28 protein-coding genes are annotated in these 25,525 nt (G+C 65.3%); 18 read left to right on the top strand and 10 right to left on the bottom strand.

Annotated features, from left to right (window positions below; all coding sequences use genetic code 11):
• Nucleotides 1-155 precede the first annotated feature (155 nt).
• Both ACSVDM_RS13860 and ACSVDM_RS13855 read left to right on the top strand, forming a co-directional pair.
• On the top strand, nt 156-1,073 hold the full coding sequence (locus ACSVDM_RS13860; protein WP_439265249.1) for a helix-turn-helix transcriptional regulator: 918 nt from the start codon (nt 156-158) through the stop codon (nt 1,071-1,073).
• 54 nt (nt 1,074-1,127) lie between these two features.
• Nucleotides 1,128-1,778 carry an SDR family oxidoreductase gene (locus ACSVDM_RS13855; protein WP_439265247.1) on the top strand — a complete coding sequence of 217 codons (651 nt, stop codon included), beginning with the start codon at nt 1,128-1,130 and terminating at the stop codon, nt 1,776-1,778.
• Nucleotides 1,779-1,840: 62 nt separating this feature from the next.
• Here ACSVDM_RS13855 and ACSVDM_RS13850 read toward each other — a convergent pair whose 3' ends face one another.
• Together ACSVDM_RS13850 and ACSVDM_RS13845 are read right to left on the bottom strand one after the other, a co-directional pair.
• Complete coding sequence (locus ACSVDM_RS13850; protein WP_439265245.1) at nt 1,841-2,389, bottom strand: DUF1062 domain-containing protein; 549 nt, start codon at nt 2,387-2,389, stop codon at nt 1,841-1,843.
• Nucleotides 2,390-2,567: 178 nt separating this feature from the next.
• On the bottom strand, nt 2,568-2,942 hold the full coding sequence (locus ACSVDM_RS13845; RefSeq protein ID WP_439265243.1) for a hypothetical protein: 375 nt from the start codon (nt 2,940-2,942) through the stop codon (nt 2,568-2,570).
• Between the two features lie 306 nt (nt 2,943-3,248).
• Here ACSVDM_RS13845 and ACSVDM_RS13840 point away from each other — a divergent pair, with 306 nt between their 5' ends.
• Together ACSVDM_RS13840 and ACSVDM_RS13835 are read left to right on the top strand one after the other, a co-directional pair.
• The gene (locus ACSVDM_RS13840; RefSeq protein WP_439265241.1) at nt 3,249-3,650 is read left to right on the top strand and encodes a TetR family transcriptional regulator C-terminal domain-containing protein; all 402 of its coding nucleotides are present in this window, start codon (nt 3,249-3,251) and stop codon (nt 3,648-3,650) included.
• Between the two features lie 340 nt (nt 3,651-3,990).
• The gene (locus tag ACSVDM_RS13835) at nt 3,991-4,368 is read left to right on the top strand and encodes an antibiotic biosynthesis monooxygenase family protein (protein ID WP_439265239.1); all 378 of its coding nucleotides are present in this window, start codon (nt 3,991-3,993) and stop codon (nt 4,366-4,368) included.
• 53 nt (nt 4,369-4,421) lie between these two features.
• On the opposite strand, the gene ACSVDM_RS13830 is transcribed toward ACSVDM_RS13835, so the two are convergent.
• Both ACSVDM_RS13830 and ACSVDM_RS13825 read right to left on the bottom strand, forming a co-directional pair.
• Complete coding sequence (locus tag ACSVDM_RS13830; protein WP_439265237.1) at nt 4,422-5,303, bottom strand: alpha/beta fold hydrolase; 882 nt, start codon at nt 5,301-5,303, stop codon at nt 4,422-4,424.
• The gene (locus ACSVDM_RS13825) at nt 5,300-5,980 is read right to left on the bottom strand and encodes a TetR/AcrR family transcriptional regulator (protein ID WP_439265236.1); all 681 of its coding nucleotides are present in this window, start codon (nt 5,978-5,980) and stop codon (nt 5,300-5,302) included. Before ACSVDM_RS13825 ends, ACSVDM_RS13830 begins: the two co-directional genes overlap by 4 nt.
• Here ACSVDM_RS13825 and ACSVDM_RS13820 point away from each other — a divergent pair.
• The 6 genes from ACSVDM_RS13820 (at nt 5,929) to ACSVDM_RS13795 (ending at nt 11,361) form a co-directional block, all read left to right on the top strand.
• The gene (locus ACSVDM_RS13820; RefSeq protein ID WP_439265235.1) at nt 5,929-6,513 is read left to right on the top strand and encodes a TetR-like C-terminal domain-containing protein; all 585 of its coding nucleotides are present in this window, start codon (nt 5,929-5,931) and stop codon (nt 6,511-6,513) included. The genes ACSVDM_RS13825 and ACSVDM_RS13820 overlap by 52 nt on opposite strands.
• Nucleotides 6,483-7,661 (top strand): SGNH/GDSL hydrolase family protein, encoded by a 1,179-nt coding sequence (locus ACSVDM_RS13815; protein WP_439265233.1) that lies wholly within the window; start codon nt 6,483-6,485, stop codon nt 7,659-7,661. Before ACSVDM_RS13820 ends, ACSVDM_RS13815 begins: the two co-directional genes overlap by 31 nt.
• 314 nt (nt 7,662-7,975) lie before the next feature.
• Nucleotides 7,976-9,322, top strand: a complete 1,347-nt coding sequence (locus ACSVDM_RS13810) for a lipase family protein (RefSeq protein ID WP_439265231.1) — start codon at nt 7,976-7,978, stop codon at nt 9,320-9,322.
• Nucleotides 9,323-9,464: 142 nt separating this feature from the next.
• Nucleotides 9,465-9,965 (top strand): hypothetical protein, encoded by a 501-nt coding sequence (locus ACSVDM_RS13805; RefSeq protein ID WP_439265229.1) that lies wholly within the window; start codon nt 9,465-9,467, stop codon nt 9,963-9,965.
• Nucleotides 9,966-10,614: 649 nt separating this feature from the next.
• Entirely contained in the window at nt 10,615-10,788 is a 174-nt protein-coding gene (locus tag ACSVDM_RS13800; protein WP_439265227.1) for a hypothetical protein, read from the top strand.
• A gap of 204 nt (nt 10,789-10,992) precedes the next feature.
• Entirely contained in the window at nt 10,993-11,361 is a 369-nt protein-coding gene (locus ACSVDM_RS13795) for a thioredoxin family protein (RefSeq protein ID WP_439265225.1), read from the top strand.
• A 165-nt stretch (nt 11,362-11,526) separates the two neighbouring features.
• Here the strand turns inward: ACSVDM_RS13795 and ACSVDM_RS13790 are convergent, their stop codons facing one another.
• Nucleotides 11,527-12,153 (bottom strand): TetR/AcrR family transcriptional regulator, encoded by a 627-nt coding sequence (locus ACSVDM_RS13790; RefSeq protein ID WP_439265223.1) that lies wholly within the window; start codon nt 12,151-12,153, stop codon nt 11,527-11,529.
• Nucleotides 12,154-12,487: 334 nt separating this feature from the next.
• Nucleotides 12,488-13,732 carry a KasA/KasB family beta-ketoacyl-ACP synthase gene (locus ACSVDM_RS13785; protein WP_439265505.1) on the bottom strand — a complete coding sequence of 415 codons (1,245 nt, stop codon included), beginning with the start codon at nt 13,730-13,732 and terminating at the stop codon, nt 12,488-12,490.
• Nucleotides 13,733-13,810: 78 nt separating this feature from the next.
• On the opposite strand from ACSVDM_RS13785, the gene ACSVDM_RS13780 reads away from it, so the two are divergent.
• Nucleotides 13,811-14,338, top strand: a complete 528-nt coding sequence (locus tag ACSVDM_RS13780) for a TetR/AcrR family transcriptional regulator (protein WP_439265221.1) — start codon at nt 13,811-13,813, stop codon at nt 14,336-14,338.
• 53 nt (nt 14,339-14,391) lie between these two features.
• On the opposite strand, the gene ACSVDM_RS13775 is transcribed toward ACSVDM_RS13780, so the two are convergent.
• The gene (locus ACSVDM_RS13775) at nt 14,392-14,952 is read right to left on the bottom strand and encodes a TetR family transcriptional regulator (protein WP_439265219.1); all 561 of its coding nucleotides are present in this window, start codon (nt 14,950-14,952) and stop codon (nt 14,392-14,394) included.
• A 113-nt stretch (nt 14,953-15,065) separates the two neighbouring features.
• On the opposite strand from ACSVDM_RS13775, the gene ACSVDM_RS13770 reads away from it, so the two are divergent.
• Entirely contained in the window at nt 15,066-15,644 is a 579-nt protein-coding gene (locus ACSVDM_RS13770) for a GNAT family N-acetyltransferase (protein WP_439265217.1), read from the top strand.
• 450 nt (nt 15,645-16,094) lie between these two features.
• Here the strand turns inward: ACSVDM_RS13770 and ACSVDM_RS13765 are convergent, their stop codons facing one another.
• From ACSVDM_RS13765 to ACSVDM_RS13755, 3 genes are all read right to left on the bottom strand, one after another.
• The gene (locus ACSVDM_RS13765; protein WP_439265215.1) at nt 16,095-16,436 is read right to left on the bottom strand and encodes a DUF2510 domain-containing protein; all 342 of its coding nucleotides are present in this window, start codon (nt 16,434-16,436) and stop codon (nt 16,095-16,097) included.
• Nucleotides 16,437-16,676: 240 nt separating this feature from the next.
• Complete coding sequence (locus ACSVDM_RS13760; protein ID WP_439265213.1) at nt 16,677-18,005, bottom strand: outer membrane protein assembly factor BamB family protein; 1,329 nt, start codon at nt 18,003-18,005, stop codon at nt 16,677-16,679.
• Nucleotides 18,002-19,309, bottom strand: a complete 1,308-nt coding sequence (locus ACSVDM_RS13755; RefSeq protein WP_439265211.1) for a hypothetical protein — start codon at nt 19,307-19,309, stop codon at nt 18,002-18,004. Before ACSVDM_RS13755 ends, ACSVDM_RS13760 begins: the two co-directional genes overlap by 4 nt.
• A gap of 262 nt (nt 19,310-19,571) precedes the next feature.
• On the opposite strand from ACSVDM_RS13755, the gene ACSVDM_RS13750 reads away from it, so the two are divergent.
• The 6 genes from ACSVDM_RS13750 (at nt 19,572) to ACSVDM_RS13725 (ending at nt 25,523) form a co-directional block, all read left to right on the top strand.
• Nucleotides 19,572-20,417: a helix-turn-helix domain-containing protein gene (locus ACSVDM_RS13750; RefSeq protein WP_439265209.1), complete on the top strand. Its 846-nt coding sequence runs from the start codon at nt 19,572-19,574 to the stop codon at nt 20,415-20,417.
• A 46-nt stretch (nt 20,418-20,463) separates the two neighbouring features.
• Entirely contained in the window at nt 20,464-21,603 is a 1,140-nt protein-coding gene (locus tag ACSVDM_RS13745; protein ID WP_439265207.1) for a serine hydrolase domain-containing protein, read from the top strand.
• 11 nt (nt 21,604-21,614) lie between these two features.
• Entirely contained in the window at nt 21,615-22,379 is a 765-nt protein-coding gene (locus tag ACSVDM_RS13740; RefSeq protein WP_439265205.1) for an AraC family transcriptional regulator, read from the top strand.
• A 43-nt stretch (nt 22,380-22,422) separates the two neighbouring features.
• Nucleotides 22,423-23,274: a sterol desaturase family protein gene (locus ACSVDM_RS13735; RefSeq protein WP_439265203.1), complete on the top strand. Its 852-nt coding sequence runs from the start codon at nt 22,423-22,425 to the stop codon at nt 23,272-23,274.
• A 434-nt stretch (nt 23,275-23,708) separates the two neighbouring features.
• Nucleotides 23,709-24,014: a hypothetical protein gene (locus ACSVDM_RS13730; RefSeq protein ID WP_378668914.1), complete on the top strand. Its 306-nt coding sequence runs from the start codon at nt 23,709-23,711 to the stop codon at nt 24,012-24,014.
• Nucleotides 24,015-24,275: 261 nt separating this feature from the next.
• Nucleotides 24,276-25,523, top strand: a complete 1,248-nt coding sequence (locus ACSVDM_RS13725) for a PucR family transcriptional regulator (protein WP_439265201.1) — start codon at nt 24,276-24,278, stop codon at nt 25,521-25,523.
• Nucleotides 25,524-25,525: the final 2 nt, after the last annotated feature.

Genomic DNA, 25,525 nt, shown 5'->3' with positions numbered 1-25,525 from the left:
TGCTGTTCCGGTCGTGTCGGCATGTCCGTGGGCTTCGTGTTCCATGCAACGCCGTCGATCGGGTTTGTGGGAGGTGCAGTTCAGGGGGGGTGCCGGCAGCACCCCTCTCATCAACACCTGGCAAACACGCAGGCCAGGCGCCTAGCCTCGGACACATGGAGTCGAGCAAGCGTGCGGCAGAGATCGGCAGGTTCTTGGCTTCGCGCCGAGCCAAGATCACTCCCGACCAGGTGGGACTGCCCGTCTACGACGCCGGGAAACGGCGTGTTCCCGGCCTGCGCAGGCAGGAAGTCGCGACCCTGGCCGGGCTCTCGGTCGACTACTACACCCAGATCGAACGCGGGAAGGTCAACAGCGTCTCCGAGTCGGTGTTGGACGCGATCGCTCGAGCGCTCGAACTCGACGAGGCCGAGCGTTCACACCTGTTCGATCTGCACCGCAACGCCCTCACCAGCCCGCAGCGCACCCGCCAACGACGGACCACGAAAACGGTGCGGCCGATGGTGCAGCGGCTGCTCGACGGATTCACCGGGCCCGCGTTCATCCGCAACGCCCGCCACGACCTCGTCGCCGCCAACCGGCTGGCCTACGCGTTCTACTCCCCCCTCTACCCCGATCCGCTGCACCCTGACCTGAGCAAGCAGGTCAACTTCGTCCGGTTCTGCTTCCTCGACCCCCGAGCCCGCGAGTTCTATCCGGACTGGGACCAGATGGCTGACGCCTCGGTCAACCTGCTCCGCACCGACGCCGGCCGCGACCCCTACGACCGCGGCATCTCCGACCTGGTCGGCGAACTATCCACTCGTAGTGACGAATTTCGGGTGCGCTGGGCCAAACACAATGTGCGCCTGCACTACACGGGCACCAAGAGCTTCCACCATCCTGTCGTCGGCGACATCACGATCGACTACGAAACGATGCCACTGCCCGCGGACCCCGGTCTGGTGCTCACGCTCTACACCGTCCGATCCGGCAGCCCCTCGGCGGACGCGATGACCCTGCTCGCCAACTGGGCGGACACCACCTTCGCCGAGCACACTTCCGATCAGCCGAGCCGCATCACCGACCGCTGACCGACCCAACGAGCGACCGCCCTGGCCTTCGCCCGGGCCGGAGCCCGCGTCGTCGTGGCCGATATCAACGCCGACGGCATCGAGGAAACCGCCCGCCGAATCGAACACAACGGCGGCACCGCACTGCCCATCCGCTGCGACGTCACCGACGAAGACGACGTGCGCACGGCCCTGGACCAGACGATCCAGACCTTCGGCCGCCTCGACGTCGCCTTCAACAACGCAGGCATCGAACAACCCGTCGCGCCGCTGGCCGACATCTCGGTCGACGACTGGGACCGCATCCTCGCCGTCGACCTGCGCGGAGTATTCCTGTGCATGAAGCACCAGATCCCGCTGATGAGCGAGCACGGCGGCAGCATCGTCAACACGTCCTCCGGAGCCGGGGTCAAAGGCTTCCGAGGCCAGTCCGCCTATGCCGCAGCCAAACACGGCATCATCGGCCTCACGAAATCCGCCGCCCTCGACTACGCCGCCACCGGGATCCGCATCGACGCCATCTGCCCCGGCATCATCGACACCGAAATGATGGACCGATTCTCCGGCGGCACACCCGAAGGACGGCAGCAGGTCATCGACCAAGAACCCATCGGCCGCATGGGCACCCCCGACGAGATCGCGGGAACCGTCCTATGGCTGTGCTCCGCCCCAGCCGCCTTCATCATCGGCCACGCCCTAGTCGTCGACGGCGGCCAAACGGCGTGACCCGCACACGGCGATGGAATTCTTCTCTGAATTTCGCAAGGTAGGTAGCGATTCGGCCTGGCTCAGCGCTTGAGCGTGAAGGTGAAGTCGCCGGAGCGTTTGCCGCTCAGCCGGACTGCTGAAACCAGGTTCCCCTCCGTCAGGAGTCTGTCGACCTCGGCCCGCGAAAGACCGAAACCTTCAGCGATCAGGCGCACCGGCCGGACCGGGATCCGGGCCAGAAAACGGACCGTGACGTCAACCAGCTCGCAGTCCAGGTGGTCCGATTCGCCGACGTCGAGGCGCCAGGCGTTATCCCAGTCGAGGGCTATGCGGTTGCGGCGCTGGACGACTGGTTCCTGGAGCAGCTCAGTGGTCAAAACGAGGTCGTTGTCATGTAGCCGGTCCAGCAGCTCAGGTCGTATCGAGCGCACGTTCACTCGCTCCAGGACCGTGAGCTTGGTGGTTTCCCCGCAACTGGTGCACAGCGCGAGTAGCCAAGCGTCGATGAGCTTGTGGTGTGCGTTGACGCGGAATTTTCCGCTTGCCCGGAAGCGCTCGGACGCGCACGAGCGGCAACGTCGGAGAACGATGGGCAGGCAGGTGGGCACGACCACCCAGATTTTGAGCATAGAAGTACACCCGTTTCAGTGAGATGTTCGCAGCAAAAAGGAGCGCGGCGCATATGCGCGACGGTTCAGCGCTGGGGTGTTCTCACTGGATGTACAGCGGAATGTCCTTAACTAGACCACGGGGTTCGGCAGCATGGTACTGACACAGAGCACCGCTGTTCCAACGGTTTTCGGGGGCTCATTGCCAAGCTCTTTGTGCTGGATCGCTATCAAGCGGAAGATGATTCCTGGGGGTCGCGCCGTAGAGCTCGCGAGTGGGCGGCAAACAGGCATCGGCGATTGCCGAATCGGACAGGAACGTCTGTTCAGCCAGTTCGAATCGGTCCCAGGTCGCGCTCATCGCGAGGAAGAAGCGTTCAAGACCGTCGTGGCCGTGCCAGATTCCCCCGTAGGGCAGAGAGTCTGCCTGCCGCAGCACGACGGCTGGACCGAAGAACGGAGCAAGCGTGGCGAATGACGCTGCGCCGGGTCCGCCAGCGGCAAGATACTCGGCCTCGGCCTGGTACATGCGCTCGAGGAGGAGCCTGGGGGAGTCTTCGGAAGGTGTGGTCACGACTATCACTATCGGTGCGTGGTCTGCGGCTTGCTGGCGATAATCGGACGGCGCCCCCAATCGTCCCGCGACACAGGCTCATTGGCATGTCCGGAAATGCGGTCGGCATGAGCGGATGTGGGCAGGGGACCGCTCCCGTGTTTACGGAACCGATCCCCCGAAACGAAATGCAGTTGCTCAGCCGCTTCGCGAGCTGGTTATCCGGCGTCTCTATCGGAGGGGCGGTGGGTCCACACCGCAAGTGCGGCGAGGGTCAGCAGTCGCCTCGAACAGGCGGCTTCATGCCGAGAAGCGTTGCAGGACTGGATGATCTGGATGATCAGTGGCGCACCGGGGGCGGAGGACGCCGACGGGTGCTTCGTGGTCGACACCGCCACCGAACTCGGCACCACCGATACCGCAGTGCGGCAGCGCATCGAAGGCGCCTTCGAAGTTACTCGCGACTCGCTCCGCAATGTGCTCCGTCGCGGACGCCCTGCAGGGGAACTGCCCGCTGATCTCGACATCGACGCCGCAGTCGAATCCCTGTTCACCACCGTCCTGGGCCTGCGTGTCAGAGAACGTGCCGGCCACGACACAGCTCGACTGATCACCGCGATAGATTTTGCCATCGGCTCGCTCGCCCCGGCCCGGAACGCCGGTGATCTCGGCTTCCTGTGCGGCGAACGCCGACCAGGTAACCATTCGTGCGACAACGCCATCCCGTAGCGCAGTACGGCCGCAACCACGACGCTGATCAGGATTCCCGACGGCAGCGCGGCGACGGAATGGTCGACGTCGAGAAAGGCGAAGGCTCGGTCCTGGCCCCTGATGCGTAGCGTAGAAGAAAACCTTGTCTGCTGTGCCGGAGGCAGCCCGGTCCGTAGTTGTAAGTCGTTGTAGAGCTTTCGATGTATCGTGACGGGACTATTCACTGCGGGGTTTGTTCGGAGTGCTGTGACGACGCGGTGACACCTCGAGTAGCGAACGGTGCCGTGCCGGAACAGTTCCGGTCTCTTGGTCGGATTCCCTGGTTCAACCCTGCAGGGGCGAGGCGGTGGGAGGAACCATGACGTCGTGGAGTGCGCTGCCGTTTGTTCGTGGAACATCGCCGCCGTATGTCGCCGCGATTCTCACCACGGCCTTGTCGGACGACCCTGTGGATTTGGCTGGGTACGAAGAGGCGGCGGCACGAATGGCCGACCTTGCTACGAAGATCGATGGGTACCTGGGAATGGAGTTCGCGCGAGACGAGCACTGTGGAATCACCGTGTCGTACTGGCGCGATCTCGATGCCCTCCGAAACTGGCGGGAGAACATCGTGCACGTGGCCGCTCAACGCGACGGCCGCGAACGGTTTTACCTGGGGTACAGGGCGCGGATATGCCATGTTGAACGCGAGTACGAGTGGGCTCGCCCTCCGGATCTTGTGCCGTACGACGACTGACAGCGCCAACGAACAGCCGGGTGTGGGCTGTGCGTTCGGGGTCGGCTTCATGGTCAGCAGTGATCGAGTGTCGCCTCCAAGAACTCGCGGGCGAGACGACTGAATTCCTCGGGCTGGTCGTAGGTGACGATGTGCCCGGCGTCCGGGATGGTGACCAGGCGACTGTTCGGTGTTGCGGCAGCCGCTGCCGACATCTCGGCCGCGCCGACGAGCCGGTCGTTGCCACCTCGGACCCACAGTGTGGGTGTGGTGAGGTGCTGGAGGGCCGGTAAACGGTTGAGGCGCATGGCGAACGGGCCGTACGCGCGGGTCATCCAGTCGTCGAGGACCGGTTCGCCGTGTTCGGCTTTCGCTACGGCTTCGGCGGTTGCCAGCTCGACGATCGTGTCGAAATCGGGTGTGTTTGCGCCCGCGGTGAGTGTGCTGATCATCGACTGGCGGATCGAAGCGGGATGTCGCGCCAGGTATCGGCTGGTGAGCCGCAGGACGCCGGGGGTTCGGATAAGTAACCAGGTGAGGAATTGTGCTGTGCGTTTTTCGCCGATTCCGCCGGGGCCGATGGCGATCAGGGCGGTGACCCGTTCAGGGTGGTCCAAGGCGAATCCGGTTGCGACGCCCGCGCCGAGTGAGATACCGATGATCGCCACTCGGGGCAGGTCGAGGGTGTCGAGCAGCTCGTGGAGGAACCGCCGGTAGAAGGTGTCATCGAGGACTCCTTCCCAGGGGCGGCTGTTGCCGTGGCGGGGGAGATCTATGGCGTAGACGCGGTGGTCGGCGGCGAGGTCGGGCACGATCCGGCGCCATACACCCTGGGCGGTGTCCAGCATGCCGCCGTGCAGCAGGAGCAGCGGCGGGCCGGAATCGCCTGCGCGATAGAGCCGCACCGGGCCACCGGCAACAGTCACGTCGGTGTAGGTGTCGAAAATGTCGGTCATGGCGCCGCCTGCGGATCGAGTTGGGTTTCCAGCCGTCCGAGCAATTCGAGCTGCGCTGCACGCGCCGCTTCGGGATCGGTGGGGAGGCCGGTGGCGAGACCGCGCCCGACGAGATCAGCGAACAGACCCACCGCGGCAGAGAGCATTTCAGCGCTGGTGGCGCCGAGCGTTCCCGGCGCATGGATCAGACCGACGGTGAACACGCTGAGTACCTGGGTGATGGTGTCGGCGGGGATCGTCGCGTCGATGACGCCGATGTCTTGAAGGCGAGCGATATAGTCACCGAGCCAGTCCTGGCGCTGCAGATAGCGGTCGTCTGTGACGGTGTGCACGTAGTCGCCGAGCACGTTCTGATCACCGGTGTACAGCGCGCACATCAACGGGTCCGCGAGGAGAGCTTCGACCCCGAACCGGTAGACCGCCGGCAGATCGACGAGGTCCGAAGTCTCGACGACCCGGGTATGCACTTGGGCGCTCAACTGCCGCATCCGGTCGTGCAGGACCGCGGCGAGGATCGCGGGCTTGTCCGGGAACTCCAGGTAGACGGCACCTTTGCCGATACCTGCCCGAGCGGCGATCGCCGACACCGTCGTTGCGGGCCATCCCTTTTCCAGCAGCAGTTGTTGTGCTGCGGCAAGGATGCGCCGCCGGCGGTCGGGAAGTAGAGGTCGGGGCATGTGCGCTCCTAGGTAGTGACCCAATCTTGTCAGACGGTCACTACGTGAGGCAAGACTTCGGGCGGTCGAAGGATGGTTCTCCTCCTGGACGTCCGGATGGGTCCGCGCCTGCGTCCAGCTGTCAAGCGGGAAGCGGTGGGGGACGACCGCGTTGGCTAGCCCCCGGTGCGGCGCACCGTGAGTACTCGACCGAACATCCAGGCCGATGGGCGTCCTTGCAGCGACGGGCAGGACAGGCCGCCGTCGATTCGGGCGCCGCGCGCCGAATCGTGCAGGTGACCGACGCCGTCCTGCTCGGTTACGACATCGCCGTCCCCGATCGGGTTCACGCCACCCGCATCATGGGTAGCGCATTGAGCGGATTTCTGAACCTCGAACGCAGCGGGAACTTCGCCCACAGCATGCCACCGGCGGAGCAGTCGTGGCCGGAACTGATCGACGCCCTCGACTTCCTCCTCGCCCATTGGCACAATCGCGGCACTGCCCGCGAGAGAGCAACTCCATGTTCACCACCCAGCTCACCGATGAATTGATCTGCGGCGCAGTAGAACTGGAATCGTCCGAGCGCGGCGTACGTCCCCACAGACTTCCCCGACCGATCCGAGAGCGGTTCGCCGATCCGCAGCTCACCCTCATGGAAGCGCAGCCTTCCGGGGTCCGAGTCGCCGTGCGTACCACGAGCGTCGACATCGGTATGCACGTGCACGCCACCCGCGTCAGCTACCGCGGCGCGACCCGCGCCCGCGGTGCCATCGACGTGGTGGTCGACGACGTCTTCCACCATTCCCACGTCCTCACCGGCGGGGACACCATCGAGATGGACCCGCACACCGGCACCCGAACGTTCGTGCCGGGGGCTCCTGAACTCGTCACCATCACCGCTCTCGCGCCCGGCGAGAAAACGGTCGAGATCTGGCTCCCGCACAACGAACAGATCGATCTGATCGCACTGCGGTCCGACGCCTCACTGCAGCCCGCACCGCCGAGCGGTCCGCTGTGGTTACACCACGGCAGCTCGATCAGTCAGGGCTCCAACGCCACGAGCCCCACTCGCATCTGGCCTGTCGTCGCGGCGCTGCGCGGCGGCGCGCAGCTGCGCAACCTGGGCTTCGGTGGCAGCGCGCTCGTGGATCCGTTCATGGCGCGCCACATGCGTGACACTCCAGCGGACGTGATCAGTGTCAAGCTGGGAATCAATGTGGTGAACCACGACTCCATGAGGCTGCGCAGCTTCGTTCCCGCCGTTCACGGTTTCCTGGACACCATCCGTGACGGCCACCCCGTCACGCCGCTGCTGCTGATCTCGCCTATCCGGTGCCCGATCCACGAGGACACCCCCGGCCCCGGTGCGATCGATCCGACCACGCTGGGCACCGACTCCGTGCAGTTCATCGCGACCGGAAAGAAGGGCGATACCACCTTGGGCCGCTTGACCCTTGGGGTCATTCGGGATGCCTTGGCGGAGATCATCGACAGCAGGTCCGAGGAGGACCCGAACCTGCACTACCTCGACGGCCGCACTCTCTACGGCCGGCGCGACGCACGGCGCCATCCACTTCCCGACGGCCTGCACCCGGACACCGACACAGACGCTCTCATGGGACAACGGTTCGCGGGCAACGTATTCGGGCCAGGAGGGGTGTTCAGAAAGGCTCGGCACTCAGCGGCCGCCACCCACTAGCTCCTGTGGCGGGGTCGATGGACGCCTCGCGCAGAGCGTCACCCGCTGATGCTGAACCAAAACCTCGACCAACCGATACCCACGGGTTTTCGGCGATTGCTCAGCGGGGACAGAGGCTGCGTCGGGATACAACCTGTGTGCCGAAACTGATGTGAGGTAACACAATTGGTGTCCTGTTGCGCACGAAGTGGGTGGGAGCTGCCTAGGCTCGGTAGTGGGCAAGGTCGCCTTCGGCCGTTTGTGAGATGGGGTCTGTGGACCCGGGCTTCGATATCGCACAGCTCGTCTGTCGAACCCAGGAAGACCCTGAAATCGTGTCCGAAACTGAACATTCACCAGGCCCGAGAAGTGCCGAACCGCACCGCGACGTCCCGCAGCTCCCCTCTCTCGACCCCTTCATGCGCTGTCCCGCCGATATCGCCGCCTACGCACCGGGCTCGTTGATTCGGAGCAGGCGAGTCGAACTGTCACTGTTCGGATCGGTCCGGCAGCAGGTCCAAGCCTGGCAGTTGGCCTACCGCAGCAACGACCTTTTCGGGCGCGCGGAGATCGCGATAACCACCGTCGTGCTCCCGGCTGGGGCTGTCGCGGACCAGGGCCGTCCGCTGTTGTTGTTCCAGTCCGCAATCGACTCGGTGACCGAGCGTTGTGCGCCGTCCTACGTGTTGCGCCACCATACGCGGGCGCCGGGTTCGATCACCCGGCTCGAATGGCCGCTGATCGCGAACGCGCTCCGGCGTGGCTGGGCGGTCGGTATCGCTGATCACGGTGGTATGAAGGGAAGTTTCGGCGCGCCGCGGGAACCGGGCTATCGCAGCTTGGACGGGGCAAGGGCCGCGCTGTCGTTCATGCCGCTCGGCCTGCATCCGCGGACGTCGATCGCGTTGTGGGGGTACTCCGGTGGTGGCATGGCCAGTGCGTGGGCCGCCGAGATGGCTCCGAGTTACGCGCCCGAGTTGAACCTGGTGGGTGCGGTGCTCGGCGCACCGGTCGGCGATCCCGGCGAAGTGTTTCTTCGCCTGCACGGCAGTCGATTCTCCGGTTTTCCGCTGATGGTGGTGGCGGCACTGCGTCGGCTGTATCCGGACCTCGACGCTGCCCTCGATGCCGATATCCTGCCCGAGGGACAGGCGTTGCTGGCAGCCGTCGAGAAACTACCGCCGATTGTCGCGCTGCTGCGGATGTCGGGACAGAGTTTCGACGAGCACCTACGGCGTCCGCTCGACGAGATTCTCGCCGAGCCGAAGATCCGAGCAGTGCTCGACGATCTGCGGTTGGGTTTGTCCGCCCCCGCCTGTCCGCTGCTGGTGATGCAGCCGGTCGATGATCAGGTGATCCATTGCGGCAGTGTCGACCAGCAGGTCGAACGGTACCGGGCGGCGGGCACCCACGTCACCTACGTACGCGACCGCATGAGTGACCACTTCACGTTGCTTCCGCTGTCGACCCCGATGAGTTTGGGCTGGTTGTCGGACCGTATCGCTGCCAATCCGTTGGCGCCACCGAGCACGCGAACCGTGCTGTCGTCGAGCATCTCAGCGCCGAGTCTGCGCGGACTGATCGGGGTGGTCGGCACCGCGCTGGCGGTCGCAACCGGGCGGCCGCTGATCGGTGCGCCGATCGCTTCGCGCGGACCTCGCCCGGTCGAGAAGGCGGCCTAGGCTTCTGCCGACAATCGCAGCGTCGTCGCCGGGGTGGCGGGTCGATGAGATCGGTGCCGGAGGCTTCGGCGGTCGCTGCGTGGTCAAGGGTGGGTGGCGCTGCCTACACGGTCATGACCCGCAACAGCTAGCCTGATTCCCGATGAGACGCGCGACAGCCTTGATCTGGATCGTCGCGGCGGCGCTGATGGCCGCCTGTCAAACATCCGACGAGACCGCCCCACCCGAGCCGCCGCAGACCGTTCTGGCGTGCCAGGGCAAATTCGTGACCGGCCCACAGACGATCGCCGGATTCGACCTGTCGAAGTTCATGCAGCGCACCCGCCTCCCACCGGATGTCCGTATAGCGGCAGGAAGATCGGCGTTGTCGCCCGAGCGACCGGGCGCGGTCGACTTGTACCTCGAGCTCTGCCTGCCCGGCACGGCGACGATGAACGACCTCCTCCCGGTCGCCACCGACCTGGCTCACGACCTCAAAGCCGACGAACTCGGCTCCCGCACAGCCACATTGACCATCACCTGCGTCTGCGCCCACCTCCCGAGTCGGACCGAAGTACGCGACGAGGACTTCCTGGCCCATCCATGGAACGGCACCCCGTCCCGCGAGGCCGAGTACCGGACCTGGACCAGGTCCGACAGCTGAACCGCCAGTTGCGGAGCTGGTCATGACTGCCTCCCTGGCGTGTGTGACGGAGCGGCTGGTCGTGCTGGGCGACTGAGGTCGAGGGGTGTCCGGTGAGAGCTTCGCGCGACGACGCGCGGTCAGCGACGGGATCGGATTGATGAACCCATCTGCGGCCATGGACCCAGCTGACCGCGCTCCTCGCCCCGACCTACGCGGCCATGTCGTCGACGACCGGCGCATTCTGCGAGCAGGAGAACGAGGCGCCTGCACGTGACTATCCGCAGGGCGCAATCCTATTTCGTTGGTCAACCGCATGAACGAGTCGACTGCAAGTTTGTATGTTCGGACATGGCTGTTCTGTCCTGATGATTTACCCATGGAGCAACCTACAACGGTTCCGGTGAAAGCTTATGGATTTATATTAAAAGTTTTCAGGTCGTACTCGTGCTGTGAAAATTCGAGCACATGCCCCCGAGTTCCATTGATATAGAAGAGTGTTCTGGCTGAGAAATTAGCCTGTGACCGGCTTCTGGTCGAACGAGCTGTACATACCCGGCCTAGTAGCGCGAATTATTTCTGTAAGCGTGACATTACTCGTGGGTCATGATCTGATGTGACCGGTCCCGCTCATGGGACGCATCACAATCGCACTATCGAGGATGGCAGTATGAGTTCCAGAATCTATCGGCCGCTGGCGGCGGCGGCGATCGCAATGTCGGCGACGGCGATCGGCGCCGGCGTGGCGTCGGCGGAGGCTCCGACGGCTGCTCCGGTGTCCGGCTCGGTGGAAGTGTGCTTGCCCATCCACTTGGGTCCGCTCGAGGTCAGCTTCTGCCTGTGATTTGTTCGCTGAACTCGTGATTCGGTGACAAAGCGTGGGATCGCGCGGGTTCCTCGCTCTGACCACCGGCACGAAACAGTGTTCGGAGGGGCCCGGGCCCGGGGTCGATCGTCGTCGCCGGGCCCGTCCTTCGTGGTTGTGGGAGAGGGGCGGCGGTCATCCGGCCGAGGGTGTGTAGGGACCGGTAAATGGAGTATGGGCACAATGATCGAAACAATCGCCGACGCAACCACGTTTCGCCAGATCGTGCAACGCCGAGACCCGCTATTTGCGGTGCTGTTTCACGGCGGTCGCGACCCGAATTCGCACAAGATCAGACAGGTATTCGAGCAATTCGCCGGAACCCAGGGGCGGTCGATTTCTTGCGCGACAATGGAGTACGACGACTGGTCGAGGGTGGTCGAGGACTATCGGATCACCGCCCTGCCTACCATTCTGATATTCACCGACGGTGAGCTGAGGGACCGGATCGTGGGCACCCGAACGCATCGGGAGCTGGTTACCTACTTCGCCGAGTACATGTCTGTCGCGTTCGGTTCATCGGTCGTGACCGGGTCACGCCTGGATGTGTGAAACTGTTCCTCTCCGGCGGCGATACCGGGGACGGGCGGGAATTCGCGCACCGCGGCGAACCCGGCATAGAGCTCGCAACGTCGATCGCGGCTATTCGCGCCGATCCAGAACATCCGGTTGCGGCCTTCACGGCCTCAGGCCCAGTCGCCGTGTCGTGTCGAGAAATCAACCGGTTGCGCGGGCTTGGATCTCGGTGTCGGCGAATGCCGCGACCAGTCGGGAGGTCGTCGCGATCACCTCGTCGCGTACGCGCCGGTCCTCGAGTACGGCGGTGCGCAGGACGATGCCGAAACACGCGCTGATGATCGTGATGGTCAGCACGTCGTACTCGTCGTCGTCGCCGGGTCCGAGAGTTTGGATGATCTGCATTTTGACCAGCAGGCGTAGGCGTACTTCGAGCTCGGGCATGCCGCTGCTGTAGAAGTTCAACCCGGCTATCAGCGCGCGTACGAGTGGGACGTCGGTGACCATCTCGTCGACGATGGCCGCCAAAACCCCCGAGACCAGTTGTCGCACCGGGGTGTGGGAGAGGTCGTGGACGCGTTCGGTGAATCGTCGTTCGATGTTGTTCTGGATGCGGGTGAGTAGTTCTTCGACGATCGTCGCTCGGTCGGGGAAGTATCGGTAGACGGTTCCGATGCTGACCCCGGCAGCGGCGGCGATGCGGTTGGTGGAGGTGTCGGTGATGCCGCGTTCGCCGAACAGTGCCGCGGCGGCGTCGAGGATGTCCTCGCGTGTTGCTTTGGCGCGGTCTTGGGTGGGGCGCCGTCGGTTGTTCGATTTGGGCGGCACCCGTATCCTCCTCGAGCCCGGTGGCGATCTCAGCGTCGGCAAGTCTAGTTACGGTGATGATTGCCTGAAATGGGGCGAGGACCGGAATCCAGGCAAGCTCCACGGTGGCCGGTCACGACCCCACCCGACGTTCGGTGACCATTCGCCGACCGGTAGAGGCAGGTCTCGCTGTGCCCGGTTCGAAGTTGCCAGAAGCTGACGACGGCGCGGGCGCGTCACTCGATTCATCCCCTCTGGGTGATGTTTCTCGCGGTCCCGACACCGACGATGGATGCGGCCGACCCTCACCGCATCATATGCAATAGCCAACCGCCCAGGGAGCCGGTGAGTGCGCTTATGCTTTGCCGAACGCAAGTGCGACGTTGTGTCCGCCGAATCCGAACGAGTTGTTGAGTGCGTAGTCGATTCGCTGTGGTCGTGGCTCGCCCGCGACGATGTCGAGATTGATCGCCGGGTCGGGATTTTCGAAATTCAGGGTGGCCGGGATGATTTGCTCACGCAGGCTCAGGATCGTGAGGACCGATTCGAGCGCGCCGACCGCGCCGATCGAATGCCCCAGCGCGGATTTCGGTGCATACACCGAGGCATGGGGAGTGACGGCGGTGATAGCGGCTGCTTCGGAGGCATCACCGATCGATGTCGACGTCGCGTGCGCGTTCACGTGGTCGATATCGGAAACATACAGTCCGGCAGCGTGAATGGCCTTGCGCATCGCGCGGGCGGCTCCGGTGCCGGCGGGATCGGAGGCGACGATGTGGAAGGCGTCGGAGGTGATACCGGCGCCGAGCACGTTGGCATGGATTTGCGCGCCCCGTGCTTTCGCGTGCCGCTCGGATTCGAGCACGAGCAGAGCGCCCGCTTCGCCGAAGACGAAGCCGTCGCGGTCGCGGTCGAAGGGCCGGGAGGCACGCTCGGGCTCGTCGTTGCGGGTACTCATCGCCCGCATCATCGCGAAGCCCGCGATGGGGACAGGGTCGATGTGTCCTTCGACGCCACCGGTGACCACCACGTCGGCCTCGCCGGTTCGGATCAGCCGCCACGCGTGCGCGATCGCTTCCGACCCCGACGAGCAGGCTGAGACCGGTGCGAAAACACCACCCTGCGCGCCGATTTCGAGCCCGACGGTGGCAGCAGGGCCGTTGGGCATCACCATCGGCACGGCCAGCGGAGAGACCTTGCGGTAGCCGCCAGCCCGCATCGCGTCGACGGCATCGACCAGCGCGTCACCGCCGCCGAGGCCGGTGCCGATGGCGACAGCGAGGCGCTCGCGGTCGACGTCCGGCGCGCCCGCCGCCTGCCAGACCTGCCTTCCCAGGACGAGAGCCATACGTTCGACATAGGAATTCCTGCGCTGTTCGATCCGCGTCAGCTCGGTGTCGGGCGAGATGACCAGCGGTCCGCCGATCCGAACCGGCAGATCGTGCTCGGCGAGGAATTCCGCAGGCAGCGCACGGATTCCGCTCTCGCCGCGCAGCAGACGTGACCAGGTCTCGTCCATGGTGTCGGCGAGTGCGGTAGTCGCCGCGTACGCGGTCACCACCACGCCTTCCGCAGTTTCTGAAGCGATCGGTACATTCATGCCGTCATGAATACCTGTAGCAGTCGGTACAGTCAACCTATGGCTCGTCCTCTCGACCACCGCAAACGCGCCGAGCTGTTGGCCGGTGTCGTCGCGTATATCGCTTCGCACGGTTTGACCGAACTGTCCCTGCGCCCGCTGGCCGCCGCGCTCGGGACCAGCTCGCGGATGCTGATCTACTACTTCGACACCAAAGAAGAGTTGCTGGTCCAGGCCCTGGCAACACAGCGACCAGACCTGGCCGGCGTTTTCGCCGACGTGGTCGAACCCGCGCAGCTACGTGAGCGGCTCATCGGCTTCTTCGATCTGAATTCCGACGGCGCGGAGGCAGACAGCGTGCGGGTGCTGTTGCAGGTGCTCGGTGCCGCGTGTGCGCCGGAATCGCCGTATCAGGACTATGCGAATACCGCGATCGCAACCTTCGTCGACGAGCTCGCAGCGGCGCTGCGCAGGACCGGATTGGCTCGAGATCCTGAAGTGGTGTCGACGCTTCTGGTCTCGGGACTGCGGGGCATCATTCAAGACCGTGTGATCACGGGCGACCGAGAACGCACTGGCCGCGCAGCCCGCGCCCTGATCAACGCGGTCTTGCCGTCCGACCGATAGGTCGTAGGTTGCGGTGATTCGGAACCCCGAACGGCGAGGCCCCGACGCATCTGTCAGGGGATTTCGGCGCGAATCGCGGAAGCCATGACCGTCTGGATCGGCACCGGCGGGTTATCGGTGATCCGGGTAACTCCGGCGAGACCGACACCGAGCATCAGCAGGCGAGCGGCGGCCGCTCGCGCTTGGGTCGCATCGGCGACGGCACGGGACAGCACGGCCGTGAGGACGTCGGTCAATTGCGTGAGGGTTTCGACATAGCTGCTCGCGACCGGGCCGCGTAGTTGGGCGTGCGCACCGGCCTCGGCCCAACGAGCCAGTGCGTGACCCTCGCCGTCGCCGACCAGGTCGGAGAAGAACAGTGTCAGCGCGGCGGCCGGCTCGAGGTCGAGGACCGCGTGCTGGTAGGCCGCTATCTCGCGGGCCGCGTACTGCCGCCACGCATCGGCGGCGAGTTCGTCGGTCGAGGAGAAGTGATGGTGAATCTGTCCTTGGGAGCCGCCGAGCTCGCTCGCGACGGTGCGCGCCGTCACCGCGCTCAGTCCATCTCGTGCCACCACCGTGGCTGCCGCCTCGACGATCGATTGACGGCGCGCGGCGCGGGCCATATAAGCCATCGATCTCTCCATCGCACGTGTCGTTCGGCCTCGGACACCGAACATCGGAGTGCGATCGTACGCGAGCGGGAAATAGACTGGACAGCCAATTTGTACATGGGTACAAATTGGCTATGCCCACAGTAATCCGCCCCTTGTCCACCCCAGACCTCGACCGTGCCGCGCAGGTGCTCGGCGAGGCCTTCGCCGACTACCCGTGGACGAATTGGTGCGTCGCGAAAGACGATCACCTACAACGCATCTCATCGCTACAGCGCATCTATCTCGAACACATGGCGCTTCCGTACGGGAGGGCCTACATCGACACCACCGGCCATGGCGTGATCGCTTTCCTACCGCCCGACGCCCCAGCGCCGAGCGCATCGGTGTCGGCCGAAATCGCGCACCTGCACGGCGACGGACTGGACCACCTGCTGGTGGCCGAGGAACGAATGTCGACGCTGCCGGTGCCCGACGGCGCCTGGCTGCTGGCCACCATCGGTACCACACCACAATCCAGGGGAACCGGCCTCGGCACGGCGCTGATGAAACATGGCCTCACCGAACTCGATCGAGCCGGACATGCCTGTTGGCTGGATACCTCGACCGAACGAAACCTCCCGCTGTACCAACGATTCGGGTTCTCGGTGGTCGACCACATCACGCTCGATGGTGGTCCGTCCGTGTGGCGAATGCACCGTCGCGAAGCCTAGCGAGCCGTGGCAGGCGAGGCCGAACGTCGCAGTACGGGTCGCACCATCCGCCTCCTATTCTCACCTCGATCGACACAATTTCCCTCGCGGCGATTCGCAACTGCGATGACACTGACCTCGTTAAGGCCTACGACAACGAGCTGTCCGGCGCTAGTGAACCCGATCTGCTTCAGGCTCCCGATACCGAGCGGAACCAAGCTCGCCTGGGCCACCCGGTCGACAAGGCCACAGGTGAATCACTGGAACTCGGTGACCTTCCTCGAATACCTCCATCGTCCTCGCCGGCCCCGACGACTGGGACGCCGGTGACATCCTCCGCCGAGCCTTTGAATCCGCGGCGGCCGAGGACGTAACCTCGTAGCCCTGTCCTTCCAGCACCGCTCCGACGCCTACCCGCACGTACAGAACTGACCCCACCCGCGAGTTCGGGTCGTCCCTGCCGAGGTCGCCCTAGTTCGGCCGACGCGTGTGTTCGGTCCAGTCGCGCCCGTCCCACCAGCGTTCGTCGTCACCGTCCGGGTTGTTGTACCAACCCGGCGGCGGCGCGGACCGGGAGCCCGGTGGCATGGACGGTGTGACGAAAGCGATTGGTGCAGGCCGTGGTTCACCGACTCGATACAGTGCGCGCACGATCAGCACGACAAGGGCGAGTGGAACACCGAGAACGAGCATCGCGGTCAGCGCGCCGCCCGTACTGCTGCCGTCGCGGACGAGCAGGAAGAAGGCGAACATGCCGATGAGTACGGCCGCCCACCAGGGATTCCGGTTCGGTGCGTTGGCTGGTGCTGACACATATCGCGGGTGCGTGGGCGGCTGTGGTCGTTGCTCGAACATGGTTGGCCCCTTGTGTGACCCGGATTAGGCAGGGGTCAGCATACGGATTTCGACTTTACCCAGGAACGAGTTAGCGCAAACGTGCTGAATTCACATCCATGACCGCGGTTTGCTCGGCGCGGCACGGAGATTGGTGGGGAGCGGCGTGACCCAACAGTCGCGACCGCATTCGACCCTGCTCGCTTCGGATTTGCGCTATCACGGCAGCGGGCGTAGGCCGATGGCTGTTCGTGCGCTGACGTAGACGAGGCGGTCGTCAGGCTGGGGGAGTGGTGTGCCGTCTCCGGTGAGGGCGTGGGGGTCTGGGTGAACGGCGCGGAAGGGGATTTCCCAGAGTGGGTCGCCGGTGGTGGGGTCGAGGGCGGTGAGGCCGCTGGGGTGGGTGATGACGATCGAGTCGGTGGTGGTGGCGACGGTCTCGATGGGGGCGGAGTGAGGGCGTTGCCAGCGGCGGTGGCCGGTGTGCATGTCGAGAGCTGTCAGCGTTTGGGCTTCCGGGTCGGATAGGAGGGCGGTGTCGTCGACGACGGCCACCAGTGTCGAGGTGGAAGTGGCCTCCAGGTCGGGGGAGGTCCACACGGTGGCGCCGGTGCGGCGGTCGTAGGCGTGGTTGCCGAGGACGACGGGGATGGTGTCGTCGGTGGGGTGATCGAGCAGGGTGCGGCCGGGGGTTTCGGTCGTCGCCAGTGGCTTGCCGGTGCGGTCGAGGATGTCGGTGCCGGTGTCGCAGGAGACGCGTCGTACCAGCGCACCCGCGAGGGCGCTCGACCAGCCGCAGCCCGTGCGGGTGGTGGTCCAGGTGGGCGCACCGGTGTCGAGGGCGAAGCCTGCCAGGTCGCTGCTGAGCGCGAGCACGCCCTGGCCGTGCGTGACGTCGATGATGATGTCCATCAACACGTCCTCCCAGGCGCCGCCCAGCGCGAACTGCGTGGTCCAGAACCGATCCGGGTCCTGCAGCGTGCCCGCTCGCACGCGCACGTCGTCGTCTTCCGCGTTGCCCTCCACCAGATACACCCGGTCTTCGGTGGCCGCGATCGCGAACGGAGACCAGTCGATCGGGGTGCGTGTCGATTGTCCCGTGGACAGGTCGTAGCCGACCACTGCCGTACCGTCGGCGCTGAACCCCGTGAAGCACACCAGGTGCCCGTCGACGGGCACGTCGGCGCAACCACCGAGATCGGCGGCGGGCGCACGCCAGCGGATGCTCCCGTCGTATGCATCGATGCCGTACAGGGTCGAGGCGTCCTCGGTGCCGACCACGGTCACCAGGATGTCGTCGGTCGCGACGAAACCGGAACTGCCGGAATCGAATTCGGTGCCGAATACCGGCGAGCGGAAGACCGCATCTGCTGACCCGGACAACTCGGCCGCGCTCACCGACCAGGCCAGACCCGGTGCGGCACTGTTGGTTCCGGTGATCTTGCGAGTGGAATCCGCGGGTTGCGACAACACCACCACCGCCCCGATGCCGGTGGCGAGCGCGGCGACAGCGGCGACGATGAGCCCACGTAGTCCCGGCGTCGTCACGGCGTCACCGAACCCGGTGCGAGAGCGATCTTCTCGAGTTGTTCGAACGGCATCGGTGACGACGGCCTTTCTGCGCGACAGGTGACGTCGATGCGGGTGCCGTCCAGTTTGGTGAGAACGACGGTCCGCACGAATTCTTCTGCGGTGCGCCCGGATTGATCGGCGGTGGTGAAGTAGTCCTCGCGGGTTTCGATCACGGTGCCGTCGGCGCTGGTCCGTGCGGAACCGCCATGCTCGGGTTCAGTGTTCGGCATCGGTTGTCCTGCGGCGATCGACACGGTCAGCGTGGATGGCTGCCCCGGCGTCGTGACCCGAACCGTCTGACACAGCCCGCCCCGACCGAAGTCGTCGGGTCGCATGTCGCCGAGCGGGCGGTCCGTGCTGTTCCCGTCGAGCGCACCGGCCAGCGCCGCGTTCACCCGTGCTGCCACCGCTTCGTCCAGTGTCGGCGAATTGTCCACTCGCACATGACAAGGCGGCGGCGGTTCGATCGTGCCCGGCGGAATCGGATCGCCGACACCGAGCCCGTCGGCGAGCACGATCGCGACCAGCTCGTCCTTGGTGAGCGGTACGGTTCCGGTCGGCATCGACCCGGACGGCGCGTCGGTGGAGATGACCATGATCCGGCTGCCGTCGGGACGATAGGCCTGGGCGCTGCGTGACAATGTCCGGATACCGTCGAGCTCCTCCCAGGTGTCGTGCAGGTCGACGGTCGAACCGTCCGGCATGGTTCGCCGCTCGTCGAGCCAACCCGCCGTGCACGCCGGGACCGGTTCTTCGGACTGCTCGACGGTGACCCACAGCGACCCGGCACCCGCGCCGCGCCGCAGGTCCGCTCCCGCACCGGTGAATCCACCGAACGGGCTGTCGGGTTCCCCGAGGATCGGTTCGAACAGCAGTGATCGGTCGGGCGACCCGAATCCGACCGTCACATCGGTCGGCAGCGCGGCACGCAGCGCCGTCGACATCGCGACAGCCTTCCGTCCGGAGAACCACGGATAGGCCGGGTTGTCGTATTCGCCGGGACCGAAGACTGCGCCATACGTCTCGTCGGACGACGGCGCTTCGACACTCGAACAGCCGGGAATCTGCGTCGGAAACGTCACCGACGGGCGAACCCGGACCGGCGTCGGCAGCTCCGCCTCGGGCGTGACAGAAACAGCGGCGGTGGGCGGCGCGGTGGTGAGCTCAGGTTCCGGCTCGTGCAGAAGCCCTCCGACGATCACCCCACCGGCCACCGCCGTGAAGCTCCACAGGGCAACGGTCCACCCCGTTATCGCGCGTGTAGGCGTCTTGTCCGGCATCCGGCCTCCTCGGGAACGGCTCGGACAATACGCGGGCGCTGTCCGGATGGCTCAGAGCGTAGAAGATTCCGGTTCGCCCTGTCCCGGCCCGAGGAGCTCGTACAGGCACAGGTGATCGAGGTCTGTGGCAACAAATGGACAGTCGCGTTCATGGCTTGGCGGCGCGGTGACGGCTGGGAGTCCGTCGCTGGGTGCGGGGATCCGGGATCGGGTGCGCCGACCAGATGGTCGTGGACGTCACTAGCCTGGTTGGGTGGGAGCAATGGAGTTCGGTGGCACCGGATGGGATTTCGCAAGGCCGTCCAAGGGTAGGCGTGTGGGAGCAGCGATCCTCGGCTTCCGCATCGGGCAGGGCTTGGACCTGCGTGTCGCGGCGGCGCCGGCGGTCACCGTGGTGATCCACTTCGGAGATACCGAGCTCGTGGTCGACGACGGCGTCGGGCGGCAGAGGTTGACCGGACTCGTCGCCGGACCCGCGCTCGCGGCGATGCGCGTTCGTTGCGCGCGAGCCGAGTGTATCGAGATCCGCATGTCGCCGGTGCGCGCCTATTCGCTCTTGGGCGTCAGCCCGCGTGATCTGGGTTCAGGCGTGGTCGGGGCAGAGGAGCTGTGGGGTGGACATGCTCGCCGTCTGCGGGCCGCATTGGCCGCTGCCGCGGACTGGGATGAGCGGTTCGCTCTGACGAAATCGTTTCTGACACATAGTGATCTGCGCCGCGTGCCGGATTCGGAGGTGGTCGCCTGTTGGAACGACATACTCGCCGCCCGTGGGCAGGTACGCGTCGCCGACCTCGCCCAGTCGTGCGGGTGGAGCCGTAAACGGCTCTGGTCGAGGTTCGAGTCGCAGATCGGCTTGACCCCCAAACGTGCGGCAATGCTGGTCCGATTCCGCTGTGCGGTAGACGGTTTGCTGGCGGGTCGGTCCGCCGCCGAGGTCGCCGCGGATGGCGGCTACGCAGATCAGGCGCATCTGCACCGTGACGTGTCCATCTTCGCAGGCAGCACACCCGGGGTGCTCGCCACGCGTTATCTGCCCGATATCGCGCGCTACCGCCACCGGGCGTGGGGAACATTTTCTCAATACTCGACGGGTCCGCTCGGCCGATAGTGGTGTTCGCCTCAGCCGAGGCGACGACCGCGAGAGGACATCTGCCATGAGTAATTCTCTTGATCCCGACGAACTACAGGCCGCACTCGAGGCGGTGCATCGCGCCGGAGTGCCGGGAGTGTTCGCCGAAGCGCGAGCCGGTGAGCAGATCTGGCGCGGCGCTGCCGGGGTCGCCGACCTCGCCACCGGTCGTCCGGTGACGGCAGATATGCGACATCGTGTCGGCAGTATCACCAAGACGTTCACCGCCGCGGCCGTGCTGCAACTTGTCGAAGCCGGCGAGATCGGGCTCGATACACCGATCGGCCACTATCTGCCGCAGCTGGTCCCCGGCGAGCGCGGTGCGGCGATCACGGTCGAGATGCTGATCAACCACACCAGTGGTCTCGCCGAATACCTCCCACATGCCTACCCGTCGCTGTCCGCGTTCCCCGATCTGGCGAGGACGACACCGGAAAGCTTGGACGACAACAGGTTCAGCAAGTTCAACTGGGACGAGCTGATCGAATTGGGCGTCGCCGCCCCGGCCGTCGGTGTCCCCGGCAAGCCGCCGGGGGTGTACTCGAACACCAATTACCTGCTGCTGTGTCGGCTGATGGAGTCGGTCACGGCGACTTCGGCGGAGAAGTTCATCACCCGAAATGTCATCGAACGTGCCGGTCTGCGCGATACCGAACTGCCCACTGGTCCCGAGATCGATGGACCACATTCCCACCATTACGAATCGTGGTTCGGCATGATCGACCCGCCGCGCGACTACAGCGTTTACGACATGTCGTGGGTAGGCCCGTCGGCGTCCCTGATCTCGACCGTCGCCGACCTCAACCGGTTCTTCGATCTGCTCCTCGCCGGTGAGATCATCAGCCGCGCGATGCTGGAACGGATGCAGCGTACGGTCGCGGTGATCTCCTTCGAAGGCAAGACCGTCGACTACGGGCTCGGCCTGCACCGGATGGAGGTTCCCGGCCGTGGCACCTTCTGGGGTCACGACGGCTCGGTCTGGGGTGGTGGCGCCATCTCCCTGACCAGCGCCGACCGAACCCGCCAAGCCTCCGTCGCGCTGAATCTCCAGCGCTGGAACACCCTGGCGCCGTCGGGCCGACCACAACCGCACGCCATCGATGACGCTTTCGCTGCTCTCCTGCGAACACTGACCGGTGGACGCCCCGGGCCGTCACCGCGCTGACGGAGAGAATCATGGCAGGGGTCACCGCGCCGCCGCACGCCTCGGATTCGGCTGCGCGGTGGCGCGGTGATGCGGTGTTCACGCCCGGGTTCATGGCGTTCACCGGCCGGATCGGCGACGCCGACCGGCACGCTCATGCCGCGGTTCAGGTGTTGTTCGTCGCCCGTGGTGGCCTCGTTCTCACCGATGCGCAGGGGCAGGCAACGCACGCCGTGGCGGCGATCATCCCGCCCGGTGTTGTCCACCAGGTCACTGCGGAACCCGGAACATCCGGGTTCGCGGCCTTCCTCGATCCCGACTCCGCCACCGCGCGCGCCGCGCTGGCCCGCTTGGCCGGCTTGCCCTTTGAAGCCGCCACCAGTTGGGTCACCGCGGCATCCCCGCGTTCACCCGAGAGCTCGCTCGATTCGCTCGGCGCTGCGCGGCGGCGCTCGCATCCGGCGGTCGCCGACGCGCTGCGTGTCGCGGCCGGTTGGCCAGGGGGACCACCGTCGTTGGTCGAACTCGCTGCGCGGGTGGGGATGTCGGCGAGTCGGCTCGCGCATGTGTTCACCGCCGAGGTCGGCTCGGGATATGCGGCGTGGCGGCGCTGGACTCGGCTGCAGCGCGGTTTCACGGTTGTGCGCGAGGGCGGTTCGCTGACCGAGGCGGCCCATGCGGCCGGGTTCGCCGACAGCGCACACCTGACCCGTACGTGTCGGGAGTTGATCGGTATCACCCCGACCGAAGCACTCATCGCCACCGGATGGCGTTCGCCACCGGCACAGGTCAGCTGATTTCTTCAAGCCGAGACAGGTACCAGGGCGCGACGCTGAATCCATGTCCGCACTCGTTGCTTCACTCATCCGCTACGGCTACGCCCCGTTGATGCTGATCGGCATCAACGGGGCGGGTATCGCCGCGGCCGCCACCGGCGCCCACAAACTCTGGCTGCTCGCCCTGCTCGGAGTCGCTGTCGCTGTGTCGTTCACCGCCGAGGCGGTCCTGCCCTACCGGGCGGATTGGAATACCTCCCACGGTGATTTCGGCCGGGACACCGCGCACGGTGTCGTCAACGAAACCCTGGTCCTGGGCAGCGTCGCCGCTATCCCGGTGCTCGCCGCGCTGATCCCTGGCGTCGGGATCTGGCCTGGCAGTTGGCCATTCGTCGCTCAGGTGCTGGTCGCGATCCTCGTCGCCGACTTCGGGATCACCCTGGCGCACTATGCGAGTCACAAGATCGCGATCCTGTGGCGCTTCCACGCGGTACACCACAGTGTGCAACGGTTCTACGGGCTCAACGGCCTAATGAAACACCCGCTGCATCAGACCATCGAGATGACCGCCGGAGTCACCCCGCTGCTGCTGGCGGGGATCCCCGTCCCGGTCGCGGCGGCATTGTCACTGGCGGTGGCGGTGCAACTGCTGCTGCAGCACTCCAATGCCGACTATCGCGTCGGCCCCTTCAAATACGTTCTGGCGCTCAACGAAGGTCACCGCTTCCACCACCTCAAATGGGCAGGAATCGGTGATGTCAACTTCGGGCTGTTCACCCTCGTCTGGGATCACCTGCTGCGCACCTACAGCTACGACCCGGGCCGACGGTTTTCCAGCGCCGATCTCGGTATGGCGGCCGAACCCGACTACCCCAGCGGCTATCTCGCCCAACTCGCGAAACCGTTCACTCGCTGAGCAGCAGACAGCGTGACCGCGACCTCTGTGCGGGGTCGGACAAACTCGCCCGCAGGGTGGAAGGGCGATTCGTGCTGCGGGCGAGTCTGTTCGCGGTGTTGGTACCGGCCGCCCGAAGGCTGCGTCTGTGACGATACGAATCGTGCGGGTTGTTGCAAGTGAGCTGGTCCGTATATTGCGAGAGTTCACATCGGATCAGCCCGTGATTTGTCTCTGAATCGAATCAGATCGCGAACATGATCTGCCGATATGGCATGGGCGAAGGTGTAATTACCCAGTAGGCGCTGGGAGATTCTCAAGAATTTTTCCTCGAAGCTGTGGAGTTTCCAGACATAGTTTTCCGAGCGATCGAAGCGGCGTCTACTGGATTGACCCGCCATCCGGAAACTCCGATGTTGCCAGGCCCGTACGGCGGGAACCGCGAGGAGGATCGAATGAACGACAGTGCCGTCTTCGTCGTCGACCGGCTGCAACTCGTCGGCATCCTGAGCGCCGCCCGTGCCAGAGCGCTCGACATCGCCACCGCGCACGGTCTCCGGATCGTGCATACCATCGTCGAACCCGATGTGGACCTCGAGTCGTTGCTCGACTACATCGAGACCCACCAGATCGCCGTGGCCATCACTCCCACGTATCGACATATTCAGAACAACCCGGCATGGGTGCGAACCCGGTGCGATCTGATCACGACGGATCCGCCGTCCTACCAGCGCCGTCAACAACGGCTGGTCGTCTCCTGAACCGCCGACGCGAGCGCGAATCGAGCAAGTGCTCGGCAAAACGCGCCGCGGCAGCCTACATACCCGTCGAGGCCGTGCTCGAACCGGTGCATTGTGCTGCGGTACAAGGCACTCTGTGAATCCACACAAACGGTATACCGGGGCATCGTGAGCCCACCAGAGCATTTGCTGGGTACGGTAACCACAGCTGAGGCGTGGCTATGTTGCGATTCACACAGATCCCGCGATCGTCCATTGCCGACTGTTACAACGGAGTGCTCGATGACCCCTTCAACTATCGATCAGGCCCACAACCCTTTCACTGCAGACGGTCGGCCGGTATCGAGTTTCCTGGGGAGCGCGGACGAGTTGGTGCCGCGGCTGGTCACCTATTTCACCGAGCATTTCATGCCGTGTATGACGCTGCCGAGCGAGGCCATCCGCGGTGACGTCACCGAATTCACCCGGCACTGCCTGGCCCTGGCGATGGAAATGCTGGACAAGCGGGCGTCTCCGTCCGAACAGCAGTTGGCCGCGCTGCGGGCATCCGCAGCGCAGTACGCCCGGGAGGGTGTGCCGGTGGGGACCCTGCTCCGTGCCTATGCCGAGGGATTCAGGATCGGCTTCGAACTCGTCACCGAGCACGTCACCCCGGCGGACCTGGCCGAGCTCGTCGAGGGCACCCGGCTGCTGTTGCGGACGCTCGAGGTGATCAACGCGACGGTGACCAGTGCCTACCTCGACGAGCAACGTCAGGTCGCCAAGGAGCATCAGACCAGTGCGCAGACGGTGGTCTCGGCACTGCTGAGCGGGCACGGCATCGGCGCGCTCACCCGGCAGACCGGGATCAGGGTGGCCGGCTCGTATCAGGTTGTCGCACTGATGATTCCCGATCTGGCCGAGGAGTTCGACCCGAACGTCGACGCCCAGGTAGTCGCGCGCCGCAAATTGCGCCGGGTGCAGGCGGCGCTGGCTGATGTGTTCGCCTCGCGGGCGCTGGCCTTGCTGAGTACCAAGGGCGGGACGTTGCTGATCCCGGCCGACGAACCGGACTCGCCGCGGATGACCGCCGCCGTGCTGGCCGAGATCGGCGCCCTGGCCGGCATGGAACTCACCGCGACCCTGGTGCATACCACGACCGAGCGGATCCCCACCGCGACCGAGGAAGCGCACGAGCTGCTCGACTTGGTGCGTGGCATCGCCAAACCGGCTGGGCTGTACGAGCTTTCGGATCTGGCTATCGAGTACCAGCTCACCCGGCCCGGACCCGCGCGCAACCATCTCGCCGCTGTGATCGCCCCGCTCACCGACTACCCGGAATTGCTGGAAACGTTGAAGGTCTATATGGCGACGGGCCTCAACCGCAAGGCCGCGGCCCGCCGGATCAATGTGCACCCCAACACCATCGACTACCGGCTGCGGCGGGTGAGCAGCCTGACCGACCTCGATCTGACGACAGCGGAGGGAATTCTGCGGGCCCGCATCGCGCTGCTGGCCGATGATCTCGTGCACACCCGGGGCGCTGCGTGAAG

The sequence above is a fragment of the Nocardia sp. JW2 genome, from assembly GCF_051843015.1.
Taxonomy (GTDB): Bacteria; Actinomycetota; Actinomycetes; order Mycobacteriales; family Mycobacteriaceae; genus Nocardia; species Nocardia coubleae.
The sequence above is the reverse complement of the archived record's forward strand: the minus strand, read 5'-3'. Positions and strand labels throughout refer to the sequence as shown.

Bases quoted from the DNA above. Each gene is read 5' to 3' on its own strand.
- ACSVDM_RS13860 (WP_439265249.1), top strand. From the start codon at position 156: ATGGAGTCGAGCAAGCGTGCGGCAGAGATCGGCAGGTTCTTGGCTTCG.
- ACSVDM_RS13850 (WP_439265245.1), bottom strand. From the start codon at position 2,389: ATGCTCAAAATCTGGGTGGTCGTGCCCACCTGCCTGCCCATCGTTCTC.
- ACSVDM_RS13840 (WP_439265241.1), top strand. From the start codon at position 3,249: ATGATCTGGATGATCAGTGGCGCACCGGGGGCGGAGGACGCCGACGGG.
- ACSVDM_RS13835 (WP_439265239.1), top strand. From the start codon at position 3,991: ATGACGTCGTGGAGTGCGCTGCCGTTTGTTCGTGGAACATCGCCGCCG.
- ACSVDM_RS13830 (WP_439265237.1), bottom strand. From the start codon at position 5,303: ATGACCGACATTTTCGACACCTACACCGACGTGACTGTTGCCGGTGGC.
- ACSVDM_RS13825 (WP_439265236.1), bottom strand. From the start codon at position 5,980: ATGCCCCGACCTCTACTTCCCGACCGCCGGCGGCGCATCCTTGCCGCA.
- ACSVDM_RS13815 (WP_439265233.1), top strand. From the start codon at position 6,483: ATGTTCACCACCCAGCTCACCGATGAATTGATCTGCGGCGCAGTAGAA.
- ACSVDM_RS13805 (WP_439265229.1), top strand. From the start codon at position 9,465: ATGAGACGCGCGACAGCCTTGATCTGGATCGTCGCGGCGGCGCTGATG.
- ACSVDM_RS13800 (WP_439265227.1), top strand. From the start codon at position 10,615: ATGAGTTCCAGAATCTATCGGCCGCTGGCGGCGGCGGCGATCGCAATG.
- ACSVDM_RS13795 (WP_439265225.1), top strand. From the start codon at position 10,993: ATGATCGAAACAATCGCCGACGCAACCACGTTTCGCCAGATCGTGCAA.
- ACSVDM_RS13785 (WP_439265505.1), bottom strand. From the start codon at position 13,732: ATGAATGTACCGATCGCTTCAGAAACTGCGGAAGGCGTGGTGGTGACC.
- ACSVDM_RS13775 (WP_439265219.1), bottom strand. From the start codon at position 14,952: ATGGCTTATATGGCCCGCGCCGCGCGCCGTCAATCGATCGTCGAGGCG.
- ACSVDM_RS13770 (WP_439265217.1), top strand. From the start codon at position 15,066: ATGCCCACAGTAATCCGCCCCTTGTCCACCCCAGACCTCGACCGTGCC.
- ACSVDM_RS13755 (WP_439265211.1), bottom strand. From the start codon at position 19,309: ATGCCGGACAAGACGCCTACACGCGCGATAACGGGGTGGACCGTTGCC.
- ACSVDM_RS13750 (WP_439265209.1), top strand. From the start codon at position 19,572: ATGGAGTTCGGTGGCACCGGATGGGATTTCGCAAGGCCGTCCAAGGGT.
- ACSVDM_RS13745 (WP_439265207.1), top strand. From the start codon at position 20,464: ATGAGTAATTCTCTTGATCCCGACGAACTACAGGCCGCACTCGAGGCG.
- ACSVDM_RS13740 (WP_439265205.1), top strand. From the start codon at position 21,615: ATGGCAGGGGTCACCGCGCCGCCGCACGCCTCGGATTCGGCTGCGCGG.
- ACSVDM_RS13735 (WP_439265203.1), top strand. From the start codon at position 22,423: ATGTCCGCACTCGTTGCTTCACTCATCCGCTACGGCTACGCCCCGTTG.
- ACSVDM_RS13730 (WP_378668914.1), top strand. From the start codon at position 23,709: ATGAACGACAGTGCCGTCTTCGTCGTCGACCGGCTGCAACTCGTCGGC.
- ACSVDM_RS13725 (WP_439265201.1), top strand. From the start codon at position 24,276: ATGACCCCTTCAACTATCGATCAGGCCCACAACCCTTTCACTGCAGAC.